The organism is Leptospira licerasiae serovar Varillal str. VAR 010 (assembly GCF_000244755.1).
GTDB lineage: Bacteria > Spirochaetota > Leptospiria > Leptospirales > Leptospiraceae > Leptospira_B > Leptospira_B licerasiae.
The window spans coordinates 539,681-553,148 of record NZ_AHOO02000013.1; the positions used below are offsets into that span (position 1 = coordinate 539,681).

General features: G+C 39.4%; 14 protein-coding genes. 6 read left to right on the plus strand and 8 right to left on the minus strand.

Going from position 1 to position 13,468, the window contains the following annotated elements; genetic code table 11:
• Positions 1-87 precede the first annotated feature (87 nt).
• Positions 88-1,095: a patatin-like phospholipase family protein gene (locus LEP1GSC185_RS18410; protein ID WP_008592388.1), complete on the minus strand. Its 1,008-nt coding sequence runs from the start codon at positions 1,093-1,095 to the stop codon at positions 88-90.
• Positions 1,096-1,192: 97 nt separating this feature from the next.
• Between LEP1GSC185_RS18410 and LEP1GSC185_RS18415 the strand changes: the two genes are divergently transcribed.
• Positions 1,193-1,654, plus strand: coding sequence for a PaaI family thioesterase (locus tag LEP1GSC185_RS18415; RefSeq protein ID WP_008592258.1), 462 nt, complete (start codon positions 1,193-1,195; stop codon positions 1,652-1,654).
• 5 nt (positions 1,655-1,659) lie between these two features.
• Here the strand turns inward: LEP1GSC185_RS18415 and LEP1GSC185_RS18420 are convergent, their stop codons facing one another.
• Positions 1,660-2,508, minus strand: a complete 849-nt coding sequence (locus LEP1GSC185_RS18420) for a hypothetical protein (RefSeq protein ID WP_008592695.1) — start codon at positions 2,506-2,508, stop codon at positions 1,660-1,662.
• A gap of 74 nt (positions 2,509-2,582) precedes the next feature.
• On the opposite strand from LEP1GSC185_RS18420, the gene LEP1GSC185_RS18425 reads away from it, so the two are divergent.
• From LEP1GSC185_RS18425 to LEP1GSC185_RS18435, 3 genes are read left to right on the plus strand one after another with little or no spacing between them, the layout of a single operon-like run.
• Positions 2,583-3,074, plus strand: coding sequence for an NYN domain-containing protein (locus LEP1GSC185_RS18425; protein WP_024864091.1), 492 nt, complete (start codon positions 2,583-2,585; stop codon positions 3,072-3,074).
• Between the two features lie 4 nt (positions 3,075-3,078).
• On the plus strand, positions 3,079-4,578 hold the full coding sequence (locus tag LEP1GSC185_RS18430; protein ID WP_008592852.1) for an MBOAT family O-acyltransferase: 1,500 nt from the start codon (positions 3,079-3,081) through the stop codon (positions 4,576-4,578).
• Positions 4,579-4,591: 13 nt separating this feature from the next.
• Positions 4,592-5,686, plus strand: a complete 1,095-nt coding sequence (locus LEP1GSC185_RS18435) for a DUF1574 domain-containing protein (RefSeq protein WP_008592091.1) — start codon at positions 4,592-4,594, stop codon at positions 5,684-5,686.
• On the opposite strand, the gene LEP1GSC185_RS18440 is transcribed toward LEP1GSC185_RS18435, so the two are convergent.
• The 3 genes from LEP1GSC185_RS18440 to LEP1GSC185_RS18450 all read right to left on the minus strand — a co-directional run bounded on the left by LEP1GSC185_RS18440 (position 5,674) and on the right by LEP1GSC185_RS18450 (position 8,243).
• A complete protein-coding gene (locus LEP1GSC185_RS18440) occupies positions 5,674-6,402 on the minus strand; it encodes an SIR2 family NAD-dependent protein deacylase (RefSeq protein WP_008592705.1) in 729 nt (242 codons plus the stop codon). The two genes, LEP1GSC185_RS18435 and LEP1GSC185_RS18440, sit on opposite strands and share 13 nt — an antisense overlap.
• 5 nt (positions 6,403-6,407) lie before the next feature.
• Complete coding sequence (locus tag LEP1GSC185_RS18445; protein ID WP_008592985.1) at positions 6,408-6,950, minus strand: DJ-1 family glyoxalase III; 543 nt, start codon at positions 6,948-6,950, stop codon at positions 6,408-6,410.
• A 132-nt stretch (positions 6,951-7,082) separates the two neighbouring features.
• Positions 7,083-8,243: a glycosyltransferase gene (locus tag LEP1GSC185_RS18450; protein WP_008592444.1), complete on the minus strand. Its 1,161-nt coding sequence runs from the start codon at positions 8,241-8,243 to the stop codon at positions 7,083-7,085.
• A gap of 327 nt (positions 8,244-8,570) precedes the next feature.
• Here LEP1GSC185_RS18450 and LEP1GSC185_RS18455 point away from each other — a divergent pair, with 327 nt between their 5' ends.
• Positions 8,571-9,071 carry a DoxX family protein gene (locus tag LEP1GSC185_RS18455; RefSeq protein WP_008592521.1) on the plus strand — a complete coding sequence of 167 codons (501 nt, stop codon included), beginning with the start codon at positions 8,571-8,573 and terminating at the stop codon, positions 9,069-9,071.
• A gap of 110 nt (positions 9,072-9,181) precedes the next feature.
• The gene (locus tag LEP1GSC185_RS18460) at positions 9,182-10,033 is read left to right on the plus strand and encodes a pectate lyase (RefSeq protein ID WP_232298464.1); all 852 of its coding nucleotides are present in this window, start codon (positions 9,182-9,184) and stop codon (positions 10,031-10,033) included.
• Positions 10,034-10,389: 356 nt separating this feature from the next.
• Here LEP1GSC185_RS18460 and LEP1GSC185_RS18465 read toward each other — a convergent pair whose 3' ends face one another.
• The 3 genes from LEP1GSC185_RS18465 to LEP1GSC185_RS18475 all read right to left on the minus strand — a co-directional run bounded on the left by LEP1GSC185_RS18465 (position 10,390) and on the right by LEP1GSC185_RS18475 (position 13,007).
• Complete coding sequence (locus LEP1GSC185_RS18465; RefSeq protein WP_008592446.1) at positions 10,390-10,671, minus strand: hypothetical protein; 282 nt, start codon at positions 10,669-10,671, stop codon at positions 10,390-10,392.
• 123 nt (positions 10,672-10,794) lie between these two features.
• A complete protein-coding gene (locus tag LEP1GSC185_RS18470; RefSeq protein ID WP_008593012.1) occupies positions 10,795-12,342 on the minus strand; it encodes a methyl-accepting chemotaxis protein in 1,548 nt (515 codons plus the stop codon).
• Between the two features lie 116 nt (positions 12,343-12,458).
• A complete protein-coding gene (locus LEP1GSC185_RS18475) occupies positions 12,459-13,007 on the minus strand; it encodes an SCO family protein (RefSeq protein WP_244264633.1) in 549 nt (182 codons plus the stop codon).
• Between the last annotated feature and the right edge of the window lie 461 nt (positions 13,008-13,468).

Below are 13,468 nucleotides of genomic sequence, written 5' to 3' on the forward strand. Positions count from 1 at the left end.
GTTTTTTCTGTTTACCGTTTTAGCTAGTTCTAAGGCGCCTATTATAGGGAAGGGGATATTCCCCCTCACTTTTTAGGAGCAAGTTAATTATTTTATTTGTTCGAAAATAGAATGCAAGTGTTTTTTCCAGTTTGGGTCCAGATGACCTAAGATCCTTTCTTTTTGATCTTCCGCATCCTTTCGGCCTGTCTCGAATGCATATCTCACAAGGTTAGGACTAGTATAGTCGAAACCCTGCTCTATGAATGGTCCATCAGGCGAAACCAGCAATGTATCCGATAAGACAGAGGCCGATTTTCCCACCAAGGTAGTCGGTTCGTAAAATACTCCTATCTTAGGCAGGTCGGGGGAGAAGTCCTCTATCAAAAGATTATTCGTTAAGCCCCCATCCAGATAATAATTTCCGTTAAAACTTTGAAGAGGTAAAACGGGGAAAGCTGAGCAAGAGTTCATTACGATCTGGGTGATCGTTTCCGGATCGGTTAGGTCCTTCTCCGTAAAAACTTTTTCTCTCCATCCCCAATCTTTCATTTTTTTTATAACTTCGAAAGGTTGTTCTCCCTTTCGTCTTAAAGTTTCATCCTTAAAATACGCGCGGATGATAGAAGCAGCTTTTGCAAAAAGAATCCTTTGGATGGGTTCTCCCTTTTTGTTTTTATCTAAACTTTCGTTCGGGATCTCTACTGTGTGGATCCTGATCTTTGCGGACTTGGAAATAAGTTTTGAAAACCGGAGACAGTATTCTACGGTCCTTCTTGCAATCCCATGATGAGGGAAGGGAGCGCTGATCCGGAGTAACCTATTCCAATAAAAGTTTTTAGGATTTCGTTTGGTCAATTCTTGGAAATAATTTGAGCTGTCTTCTTCCGTTTCGGACAAGGTGCTGATTGCCATGGCGGCTCCTGCGCTTACTCCCGATACTTCTTTAATTTTAAGACCCCAGGTCCTTAGTGTATATGCAAAGCCCAGTCCATAAAATGCTTTGATCCCGCCCCCTGCAATTGCAAGAGCGATCTCTTTTTTGGTCCCTAATTCTTGCCATGCGGTACGGATGCCGTTTTTTAGTTTGGTTTCTAGGAAAAAGAAGGGGTTCATTTTCCTACATAATGGTTGTGTCACCAAATCATGGCAATTTTAATTTGCCCGAATCTAATTTCTTTACAAGATCGGAATATAGAATAGGAGATCCAACTTGGCGAATCAAAAAGATTTAGAAGATATGCAGAAAGAATGGGAGAAGTTTTCTAAAGCAGCTCCCGGCTTACAGGTTCCTCCTCCGGCCTTTAAAGAACTGTCCGGTGAATTCGTTTCTTATGTACGTAAGAAGGAGATGGTCTGCAGTTTTTATGTGGAGCCTAGATTCTCCAATCCAATGGGAGTTTTCCAAGGCGGTTTTTTAGCGGCCGCTTTCGACAATACTTTCGGTCCATTATGCTATTTAGCCGCGGGTAAGCCTACCACCACTTTAGAATTAAGCGTTAGTTATATTCGGATGGTGAAAGAAAACCAAAGGATCACCGTCCAGGCTAAGGTAGTCGCAAGAGGGAACCAACATATTTACCTAGAAGGAGAAGCTTTCGACGAAGAAGGTAAACTTCTCGCTAAGTCGACAACTCAAGTATTGATTTTAAGACTTCCTAGCGGAGCTGTTTGAGGGAATCAAGTTTCAGGGATCGAAGGGGGAGAAGGTACTTCCTCTTTCGGTTCCGTGATCCTTTCTAAAGGAAGTTTTTTTACGTGTTCCGCCATCTCTTTTAAGATGTTTGCGGTGATATCCTTCATAATATCTCCGATCACTTCTGTTTCTAAGACTTCCGCAATCATTCTGCCTATATCTTCGCCTAGTTTATGGGAGATTTGTGACATGAAAGGTATCTTGGATAATTCTTCCAATAAAAACTTGGATTGTAAAGACTCGTTTACTTTGGAATTGAGTTGGTCGTTATGTTTTGAGATGGCTTCTTTCGCTAGTTGGCTATAATCTAGTCGAAGCATCACTTCTTCCACTCTTTCTAAGGAATGTAAAAAGACTGCATCTGCGATCGTGTCTACGATCACATCTCTAAATCTAAAAGTGATCTCGCGGGTTAAAACTTCGCTAACATTCTGGCCCGAGGTCCCGAATCTGTAAAATGCAATTGCAAGTTTCACCCCTCTTAAAAGTAAGAAAGGCCTGAGAAAATAAAGAGGAATGATACCTATCAGTTCATACCAGTTGGTCCTCAAATATTTTTTGATATCTTTTTTTTGTCGAACCTTGATCCAAACTTCGATCGCCCATAAAAATATAACGAAAAGATCGAATGCTAAAACATAACCTGGAATATCCTTATGGATGAACTCTTTATAGGAGTTTACGAATAGCAGAAAAAATACGTCGATTGCCGCAAGGCTTAAGAGAAAATAATCTCTTGCAGTCCCCGGTAAAACACTTCTCCAATATTTTACGGTTCGTATGAAGTTTCTGATTTTAGAGGATTTTGCCGGTTGGGAATTTGCTTCCGCCATGTGCCATTGTCCGATTCGGTTCGGTGTTTACAAGTTTTTCCAAAACATACATTCTGGTCACTAGTTTTAAAGGGATGCATTTAGTCGTAGACGGTTTCAACCTGATTTACAAAATTCCTGAATTGGAAGAGTATATGTATTCCAATCGATTGAGGGATGCCAGAGTTGGCCTCTTGAGAATTTTGGAATCTTATTCTGCAAAATTGAAAAGTTCTAAGGTCCATGTTTTCTTCGATGGTAAAAAGGAAAAAGGGAACGAAACCAAAGAAGATTCTTACGGAAAAATACGCGTTTATTTCAGCCAGGACAGAAAGGCGGACGACTTGATCAAGGAATATATCAAATTCGCCCCGAGGCCAGCAGATCTATTTGTTGTGACTTCCGATCAGGAAATTTTAGCTTTTGCAAAAAGACTAGGAACAAAACCTATACTATCCGAAGAGTTCGTAAAAAAAATAGAAAGCGCCTTAGCGGAAAAACCGACTCGGGAAGAAAAGGACTCGGGCGCAAAACTTTCTCCGGGAGAGATTCTCTACTGGAAGGAACTATTCAAGAAGGGAAAGTAAAAGAGTGCTCTACAATTCGATCTTATTTTTCGTTTTTTTCTCCATCGTCTATTCTATCTATTGGCTTCTTCCGGAAAAGAAAAGATCCGATTTTTTACTCATTTCCAGCGCTGTCTTTTATATAGTAGCTTCCTCAACTCTCCTAAGTGGGATCTATTTCTTTCTTCATTTCTTAATTATCGTTCTAATCAATTATTTAGCCTATTTCAAGATCAGGACTTCGACGAAACCGAAAGTTTGGATGATCTTCGCCCTGCTACTGAATGCGATCAATCTAGGTTTCTTTAAGTATTTCTATTTTATGAACAGGATACTTTTCGATCTGACAAAGTATCCATTCTTCGACGAAGTTCCAAGGATATTACAAATCTCTCTTCCTTTGGCGGTGAGTTTTTACAGCTTCCAGATGATTGCTGCGGCTGTGGATGCATATCGTAAACCGGAAGGAGAAGTGATCGGTCTAAAGCAGTATCTTGGTTTTGTAATATTCTTCCCTGTGTTGATCGTAGGTCCGATTTTAAGGACCAAGGATTATTTCGTAAATATCGGGCATTTGAGTCCTGACAAGGATAAGATAGTTCGTGCTTCTTATCTGATGATCTCAGGCTTGCTCAAAAAAATACTAATTGCTGATCCTGTAGCCGGTGTGATCGCTCCAGTTTTTTCGAATCCAGGACAGTATGACAATCTTTCTCTGATTTTAGCCGCATTCGGATATGCTATCCAAGTTTATTGCGATTTTTCAGGACTCACTGATATGGCAAGGGGAGTCGGTCTATATTTCGGTTTCGAACTTCCCGAAAACTTTAATGCACCTTTGTTCTCTCCTTCCGGAAGAGAACTATGGCAGAGATGGCATATGAGTCTTTCTTTCTGGCTTAGAGATTATATATATTTTCCTTTAGGCGGAAGTAAAAAAGGAGAATGGCGCACTTATTTAAACCTGATCATCACTATGACGGTAGGCGGGGTCTGGCATGGAGCGGATTATACCTTCATCGCATGGGGATTCTATTGGGGGGTCATACTCGCATTCGAAAGATTTTTGGTAGGAAAGTTCGGTTGGAATGACGAAGATTCCAAAAGTAAAATTCTCAATTTCCTAAGGATACAATTCGTATTCTGTTTATTCTCTTTTAGCGCGATCTTGTTCAGAGCAAACTCGGCGACCAAAATGCTCCAACACGTTGTGGGACTTGTGACCAATACTCAAAATTATCTTTCCACATCTTTACAATCTTTAGGCTTCGGTTGGATAGAAAATTCGATTTCTTTAGTAACCGGACCTTCTCCTTTTATTTTGGAATCTATGAAAAATATAGAAAAGATCGGATATTCTTATTTGGGATTTATTGTATTTCATTGGATACAATCCAGAAAAGATCTGCTACTCCAATGGGGAAGGGGAAAGGATTGGCTAGTTGTGGCTTGTGGAGTGGGGACGGTATTTGCGATCGCGTTATTATCGGAGGATTCCGGAGCTTGTATCTATTGCCAGTTCTGAGCCGGAAAAAAATATGAAAAAGAATACATTCTTACTTCTTCCTCTATTCGTTCTTTTGATCTCTCTGGGTTTAGATCGATTGTTTACCCTGGAGTTTTTTCAATATTATTACTCTAACACTTTGTCTCACCTGAATTTTATCAGCAAAGAAGACCTGTATTCTGATCTGAAAGAGTATTTGAAAAACGACCCTGCTTCCCGCAAAAAAACCTTGGTATTCTTTGGGAATTCTAGAGCACTTTTACTTCCTACCAGAGAATTGGAAAAAAAACATCCGGATTGGATGCTTTATAATTTTTCCGTTCCAGGGGGTTCTCCGGATTATTTTTTATATTGGATAGAAAGATTTAGATCGGACGGTACAAGACCTGATTTTGTACTTTTGGACCAATCATTAGAAATTTATAATAAAACTCCGGTTCTTGCATTGGACGAGGTGCTGATCTACGGCCTTTCTCCCGAATTTTTCTTTAGGCATTGGACCAGATATTCTAGGGAGGAACTGTCCGTATTTATTTCTAAACACCTTTTTCATACGTACAGAGACAGGCCTAAGTTATGGAGAATTTGGGAAAGAATGCAAAATTCTTCCGCTTTGGCCAAGGTATATGAGGCAGCGGTCCAAAAAGTATTGACCATGTTAAAGGAAGATAGAGGAAGCACTCCTAGAGAATTAGTTAAGCAGAAGCATACGGATGAACAACTGATCCAGGCTTCCGAAATGGATTTTTCCTCCTATTTAAAACCTTATACGTTTCATACAAATATGTTCGAAATGCAAAGGGATTCCATCCGTATATTAAAGGAATACAATGTTCCTTATGCAACCATATGGGTGAAGGTTGCTCGCCCTTATTTTAATTTATATATGACTAGAAAGGTCGAGACTTCGGACGGGCTAAAAACTCCGATGGAAGTTTGGAAACCGATCGTAGAAAAGTTTAACCAGGAAACTGGGACTGCTTTTTGGAATATGAATGAAGATCCGAACTATAGTTGCGAAGAATTTGCCGACCCAGGCCATATGTCCCCGAATTGTTTTCCTGTATTCGGAGACTATATCTTCAAAAAGTTAGAAGATACTTTTCCTAAAACTCAACTAAAGTAATGTATAAGCTCAGGGAGAATTTCTCCCGCTTTTCCTTGCAAGAATAGATCTGCATATCTACTGTAACCGCTTGGATCTATATTGATCTCAACTACAAAGGCATCGTTTTCTTTTGCGACCCTGGCAAGTTCTACAGGAATTCCTACAGCTCCGGAAGAACCGATCACAAAAACAATCTCGGATCTTTCCGCTAGAAAGATTGCGCGATTTAAAAGATCCGTATCGTAATTTTCTCCGAACCATAAAACGTCCGGTCTTACTAAACTTTTACAATTCGGGCATTCGGTGGATTTTCTAAGTTCTGGAATAACCGATTCATACATTTTAGCGCAGCGAACACATTTATTCCTAAAAATATTTCCGTGAATTTCTATGATCTTTTCTGAACCGGACTTTTTATGAAGACCGTCCACGTTTTGTGTAATTAAATGGAAATTAGATCTTTTCTTTTCCAATTCCACCAATGCATAATGAGCAGGATTCGGAGACTTTGTGGAGATCAGTTCCATTCTCCAAATATACCACTCCCAAACTAGTCCTGGATCTCTATGGAAAGCTTGAGGAGTCGCAAGTTCCTCCGCTCTATATTGTTTCCAAAGACCTTCTTTTCCTCTAAACGTAGGGACTCCACTTTCCGCTGAAATTCCTGCGCCTGTAAGAGCTAAAATATTTTTAGAATTTTTGAACTTCTCAATTACTATGGGGGAAAGTTGCATGTTAATTAAGTAGGAAGTTGGAGACCCTTTTCTACTTCCTTTCTTTTTTCCGGTCCGGAAAGAAGTTCCACAATTTTTAAAGAAAATTCGAATGCCGAACCGGGGCCGATACTAGTCAAAATTTTATCGGAGAGTTCCAATCTGTTTCCGGTGTATTTTTCGTCTTCTGGTACGCTTCCGGGGAATGCTGTGAATTTTTGGTTTTGAAGAATGTTGTGAGTTAGCAGAACGTTCGGTGCTGCACAGATTGCACCGATCCATCTGTTTTCTTTTTTAAATATTTTTAATATTTCCGAAACCAAGGCGTTTGCATTCAGATTTTTGGTGCCCAGGTTTCCGCCAGGTAAAACGATCATGTCAAAAGAAGGCGGATCTATTTCCGATAAAAGAGAGTCGGAGACTAGTTTTACTCCTCTGGATGCGGTGACCGTTTTCGTGGAAATTCCTGCGGAAACTACCTCAATTCCTGCTCTTCTAAGCACATCGACTACGATGACTGCTTCCATTTCTTCCATTCCATCTGCAAAAGGAACCAGCACCTTGGGCATATTTCTCTCCAATTTTGAAGAAGGGTAAAAAGTGCTTCTTCGCAAAACCTGCTACACAGGCTTTTATTATTTAAGAATTCTTGGAGAAGAAATCAATTAAAACTTAAATAATAAAGCTTCTATACTTAGATTTTAGCTCTTCAATTCCGGTTTTTTTGACCAGGTAAGATTCGAATTCAGGAAGTAGTTCGAGACCATTGCAGTTAAAATAGATAGAATATCAGCGCTGAATTTTAAAGTGAGCTCCGAGGTTCCATCCCACTGTTTGAAAATTGAATAATAAATGAAATGGAATGCCGACATCTGGACCAAAATGCCCACTATACTCACTGAATGGAATAATAGGAATCCAAAGATCAAACTTTTTCCGGAATACCTTCTTTCGTAAAAAGTAAAGTAGTTATTTAAGAAGAAGTTTGAAAGGATCGAAAGTTCTATCCCGAAAAATACGGAAAGTGAAAAAGGATCTAAAAATGCGATTCCTGTCTGGACCTCAGGAAATTTGAATAATTCTGCGATCAAAAACCCCGCTAAGTTAACCAGCACACCGCTTGCTCCTACGAGCGAGTAGAGCAGAAAGGTTGGGGAGATCCATTTTCCGAAACGAATATCTAAGATCGCCAGAAAGAAACTTTTGATCACGGAATTATTCAGTTTTGTTTCTCCGAATATTCTAGTTTGAAAAGTATAAGGGATTTCTTCTATTTTCAGATTTTCTTTACTTCTTCCCAAAAATTCCAAAAGGATCTTAAATCCTCTCGGGTTGATCGAGTTTTTAGTTTTCGAATATACGGAACGTTTAATCCCGAAATATCCGCTCATCGGATCTGAAACAGGAAGACCCAAAAGTCCTTTTGCCAAAAAGTTCGCAAAACGACTGATCCCGATTCTAGCTAAAGACCATTTTCCAGTGGAACCACCTTTAGCGTATCTTGTTCCAAGGCAGAGATCCACATCTCTTTCATAAAAAGAACGGATCATCTCAGGAAGGATCTTTTCGTCGTGTTGCAGGTCTGAATCCATCACTACGAAAACTTCTCCTTCCGCAGCGCCCATGCCGGTTAAAACTGCGGATGATAAACCTTTGCCGCTTAATCTACGGATCACTTTTAGTTGCGGGATCTTTTCTTGAAGATGTTCTGCAACTTCCCAGGTATGATCGGGACTATCGTCGTCCACCACGATAATTTCATGACGGTAATCGGATAAAGATCTGGTAATCCTATCCGCCGCAATAGGTAGGTTTTTACTTTCGTTGTAGGTAGGGAGTATAACGGAAACGGATGGTCGCATAGGACCAAATTCCTATCCGCAAGTTTTGAATTCAAGATTTTAAGTAATTAATTGATTACATACTAGATAAAAATCGTAATACCGACTGAAGTATCGGCAGGATTTTGAATGTAGAAACCGGTCTATGCATATTTTGTAATACGGTCTAAAAATATATTACGATCTGTAGTTACTTATAGTAGTTTAGACTCTTAATTTTATCGTTCGTTCGGACGTTATCGTATTCTTTCTACTCTTTGTATCTTTTTATCCTCTAACTGTAGAATGGTTTGTAAAGCGCGGTATTGGCAATTAGAGCAACGTAAAAATCAAACCAAAGGAAAGGCTATGTATCTGAGAAAGTTAGTTAATCATTTCTTTCGAATTGAGGAGGGTGGCGGGAGATATCATATTATTATCCGGATCCTTGTGGGAGGGGTTTTTATATGGGAAGGAATCATCAAATTCCTGTACGTAAATCAAGGAATCGGAAGGTTTACGAAGTTAGGATTTTCGCATCCGGAGATAACCGCATCTTTTATAGGAGCTCTGGAAATCCTCGGTGGGATGATGCTGGTACTTGGGATTTTGACGAAACCGTTAAGTTTTATATTCGTTATTGAAATGTTTGTAGCAATGTATCTAACGAAACTGCCTCTCTTATTTGGAACTTCTCCTTTACTTCCGCCTCAATCTCCGCCGATTTTTGGGATTTGGGCAATACTACATGAGATTCGATCCGAGTATTCCCAGGCACTTGGAAGTCTATTTCTATATCTATCCGGACCAGGTCGCTTTTCTTTAGATTCTATTTTAAAACAGAGAATATCAATTAGAACGATTAATTGATGACTTGCTTCTTTCAGTATGCAAGCGGTTAGACTGCTGCCTAATTAACGGCTTGACTTTTGATGATGAAAGGGATCTGATCTCCGGTCGAAATTATTTTGGTCGGTGACATGATGGCTTCCACCTTTAGAATGTTAGGCTTTGCAAGTTTTCTGTATTTGGGCGTTTTTGATTCTGGAACGACCATCATTTTGGAACAAGTTTTAGATCCATCTGTCCAAACTATAAATCAACTTGAAGCAAACTCTTGTAATCCAACCGGGACTTATGAGTTTTTTCCGGGAACAGGTTATTATCCTAGTGGGTCTAGCGAAGTTTATCCTTGGTTAACACCTGAGGGGGGTTCCCTTGAAGGTTTCGAATCCTATATAGATGGATCGGTAATAGAGTCTAGTTCTAATAAATCTGCACAGTCACATATTGAAGTTACTTCTGGTACTCTTATGTCCAAATATGTTTCCAACGGAGTTTATAAAAGAGCAAAAACTGAGGATTACAATTTCAGAATGTTGCTCCAGGGTTTGAATAACGGCTTACGGGTGAAGTGGACGGATCAAGCGTTGGAGGCACGGTTCTATATAGATTCTTGGCAGGCTTCCTCGGATAGTTGGCAGGGAATCCATCTATTCACAAGATATAGGACCGAGAACGATCTATATGTGGCTTCTCTCAGAAGTGACGGAACGGTCTATTTTAAGAAAAAACTTTGCGGGACTTATACAACTTTGGCCTCCGGAATTTTAAAGGACCAGGCAGGAAATCAAAAGTTTTTCCAAACAAAACAATGGTACAAGCTGGCCTTGATTGCGACAGGGAATCATCTGGATTTCTATGTGGATAATGTCCTTCAGTTATCCGTTACCGATGGAACTTTTAGCTGGGGAACTTCGGGAATTCGGACTGATTATGCGAATGTTTATCTAGACGATCTGATCTTGCACGATGATCTGAGCGATTTTTAGATTTTTGTAGGCACTTCGACGAAGGATTTATAGAGATTCGAGAAGAATTGATATCTGGGTCGTCCACCGTCATGGTTATTTAGGTTGGTTTGTGGGGCTTAGTTAGGTCTGGCGCTTTGAGGCCTATGGGCGAAGTTGCGGAAAACCTTTCGTTAAAAAAGTGGTTTGGATAGGCTATTTTTCACCAAACCCGTCTTTTATAGACATATTCCCAACTTCCGATAATAGGTATTATGTCGCATTAGAAAGAGCGTAAATAATCGATTTATTTCTTATTATCCAATTGGACCATAATCCCGACCTTTCATCGATCAATTTCGAACTTTGGAAAGCCGGGATTATAAGAAAGGATCATATCAATATCCTTGCCAAAGAGAAATGGTAACAATTGTTTTTCCGTTATCGGATTTATTCTCACATTGGCATTTGATTTGAGCGGATTGGCTATAATAACCTTGTCCGAGTGAGAATCCTGGAGCCGGTTTGCAACTTTTATAAAGTCCACCTTCGACCAATCGGTTACAAGCAGCTTGGATGGCTGCTTCGATATCGCCGCTTTGAGAACTGATAGTGCCTGGAATTGCTAAAAAGACCGCGACGGCTAATGCGGAAGCGGAGATAAACAGAAATTTTTTCATAGTAAGGTCCGAAAACAAATAGGAACCTTCCACTTGGAAAGAAAATATTTCAAACGAAAAATTTTGCAGATTCGAAAATTCTCTCCGAGTTTAGAAAGAAATTTCCAGGTGCGATTTTGAAATTTATGCTTTGAACTCTTGGACCTGCTTCTGCAAAGAATCGCTTAATTCCTCGCATTTTCTGGCCTGGTCTGCTGCCTTGGCCGCCTGGGTCGCAATAATTGCATTTGAATTTTGGATCCGATCCAAAAAGTTCCTGATCTCTTCCAAACTCTTCCTTTCTGCTTCTGTGGCATGGTGGACGTTTTGGGAAATTTCGCCTGCTTTGAATAAAGCACCTGCTACTGTAACTCGAATATCCGTTTGTTTTTCTAACAGAGAAAAGAAAGAATCCAAACTTTCTTTGATCGAATCCACGTCTCCCAATATCAATGAGATTGTTTTTGTGCCGGACTGGACTATATCCGTGTTCTTAGTCATTTCTTCTTTTCCATCTCTGATCAATCTGAAAATTTCTTTGATAGTGCTTGCTGTTTGGTCCGCCAATTTCGAGATTTCGTCGGCAACTACTGCAAAGCCTCTTCCATGTTCTCCAGCCCTTGCAGCTTCTATGGATGCGTTCAATGCGAGAAGATTTACTTTATCCGCAATATCTGTGATTGTCCCCAATTTTGCAGTAGTACTTGAAGAACTGGATTCTATTCTTTTGATGGACTTTTCGATCGCCATCAAACTTTCTTCGGACTCTCTTGCGTGCTTCCATGCCGTTTCGAATAATGTTTTTGTAGAAACAAGTCCTAGTTCCATGTCTTGAAAACTGACCTCTAATTTCTGAAACGAATTTTCTAGAGTTCCGGTTGCTTCTAATTGTTTTCTTGCCGAATCGGATACGTCCGAGATCGCTTCGGATATTTTGTTCATGCTTACATTAATTTCTTCTAAACTATTGGCCTGGTCGGTCGTTTTGTCTGCGACAGTTGCGGAGCTTTGGACTAAACCCTCTAAAATTCCGTTTACAGATTCGGATTTTTCTCTGACTTCTCCCTGGATGGATACATTGTATTTTCTTACTTCTTCCAATTCAGCCAAGTTGACTGCCTGGTCCAAGAATTCCTTTTTGAATGTTACGGAGAAATAGATCAATATTCCGGTCTCAAAAATTACAAAAATTGCATGTAATAATACTATATCCCAACCATTTCCATAGTTGAATATAATGATCGGAGTTTCAGAAATTTTATATCCGATACTTTGGCAGAAGGAAAAAAGTCCGTGGTGAACTGCGATATACAATGCTCCAGGAAGAAGTGTTTTCCAATCTCTATAATAAAGAAGAAATGCCAATGCAACGAACACATGAAAATGCATCTCTATTCTTCCGAATTGAGACTGTATTAGTATTCCTGACCATGCCATGATAAGAATCGCATTCAAAATTCTGAGAATGTATTGGCCTCTTAAGAATAGGAAGCCGATGCTCGCGAGTAACCCTGTGATTATGGAGGAATTTAGAACGAATCTCCAGGTTCCATATTCCAAGGATAATAAGAGCGCAAAGGGAATATGTGCTAAAAGAAGAATGTAGAAGAAACGATCGACTTTTTTGGTCTCTTCCTTGAATTTAAATCTGGCAATATCTTGGATGCTTTGTTTTTGTTCAGGCGGATTCATCTCTTTTGTCCGGAAGGGTTTTTATTTTAGGTCCAACTAAGGACTTTATTTGTTTTTGGATCCTTTTTTCGAAGGCTCTGGCTTTACTTTTAGTTTATTATGAATCGCTTAAATGTTTATGGTCTTTTTTCTTTTTTATCGCTTATGAACTGGATAACTTCTTTTCGATTTTGATCCCAATGTTTATCAAATTCAAAAATCAATCCTTTGATCTTTCCTTGAGAATTTACCCAAAGAACTGAATCCGGGTGATCGATCTCTCCACTTTTGTTGGAAGAAAATGCCATAATCCCGAAAAGTCTGGCGAGTTCAAAGACCCTTCCCCTCGATTCAAGCCTGATAAATTTAGTCTCCGATTTTATGTCGGAAAAATATTGTTCAAAACGATCTTCCGTATCTTTTTCCGGATCTAAACTTATGAATACGAGTCGGAGATCTTTTTGTTTGGAGACTAGATTTTTCAGTTTTTGCAAGCTGCCATGACATACTGTCTTACAGTTTAGATACCCGAAATATACTAGATTTTCTTTTCCGATCAGATTCTCGCGTATATCAGAGATTTTGCCATTTTTATCATTTAATTGAAATTCAGGAAGACTTCTGTCTGCTTCCATCATTCCGGAAGAAGAACTCGGTAAAAAATAGAATAACGGGAATATTACCATTATTCCACCAATCGCAAGTTTCCATATATCCGTTTGCATTTTGTTGAGGAGCTTTTAAAAACCCTCTATATAACCAAAGACGAATAACTTTCTTTTTATTCAAAAAATTTCCCGAAAGAAAATGCGAACAATCAAAGGAAATTTATTTATAAATATGTTAAGTTTAAGTTATTTTCCGGAAAAAGGAATGTTTAGATTCTGGGTTGATTTGTAGGAATTCCAACAAGTGTTTAGGATGTAAATTGGGATTGAAATTAAGGGATTTTTAGTGTATAGAGGGAATGGCTTCTCCCACAAGCCCACCTCCTCCACCCGAACTTGGGTGAGGGCGATCCTCTCTCCCTTGTAGGAGTTCCAACATCGGGATAAGAATTCCGAATATTAGAACTTTCTAAAGACAGAGTAATCTCTCTCTCTCTTAATATTATTTAGAATGTTTGGAATTATAAGAAGAAGAAAGT

Bases quoted from the DNA above. Each gene is read 5' to 3' on its own strand.
- LEP1GSC185_RS18410 (WP_008592388.1), bottom strand. From the start codon at position 1,095: ATGAACCCCTTCTTTTTCCTAGAAACCAAACTAAAAAACGGCATCCGT.
- LEP1GSC185_RS18420 (WP_008592695.1), bottom strand. From the start codon at position 2,508: ATGGCGGAAGCAAATTCCCAACCGGCAAAATCCTCTAAAATCAGAAAC.
- LEP1GSC185_RS18425 (WP_024864091.1), top strand. From the start codon at position 2,583: ATGCATTTAGTCGTAGACGGTTTCAACCTGATTTACAAAATTCCTGAA.
- LEP1GSC185_RS18435 (WP_008592091.1), top strand. From the start codon at position 4,592: ATGAAAAAGAATACATTCTTACTTCTTCCTCTATTCGTTCTTTTGATC.
- LEP1GSC185_RS18440 (WP_008592705.1), bottom strand. From the start codon at position 6,402: ATGCAACTTTCCCCCATAGTAATTGAGAAGTTCAAAAATTCTAAAAAT.
- LEP1GSC185_RS18445 (WP_008592985.1), bottom strand. From the start codon at position 6,950: ATGCCCAAGGTGCTGGTTCCTTTTGCAGATGGAATGGAAGAAATGGAA.
- LEP1GSC185_RS18450 (WP_008592444.1), bottom strand. From the start codon at position 8,243: ATGCGACCATCCGTTTCCGTTATACTCCCTACCTACAACGAAAGTAAA.
- LEP1GSC185_RS18455 (WP_008592521.1), top strand. From the start codon at position 8,571: ATGTATCTGAGAAAGTTAGTTAATCATTTCTTTCGAATTGAGGAGGGT.
- LEP1GSC185_RS18460 (WP_232298464.1), top strand. From the start codon at position 9,182: ATGATGGCTTCCACCTTTAGAATGTTAGGCTTTGCAAGTTTTCTGTAT.
- LEP1GSC185_RS18465 (WP_008592446.1), bottom strand. From the start codon at position 10,671: ATGAAAAAATTTCTGTTTATCTCCGCTTCCGCATTAGCCGTCGCGGTC.
- LEP1GSC185_RS18470 (WP_008593012.1), bottom strand. From the start codon at position 12,342: ATGAATCCGCCTGAACAAAAACAAAGCATCCAAGATATTGCCAGATTT.
- LEP1GSC185_RS18475 (WP_244264633.1), bottom strand. From the start codon at position 13,007: ATGGTAATATTCCCGTTATTCTATTTTTTACCGAGTTCTTCTTCCGGA.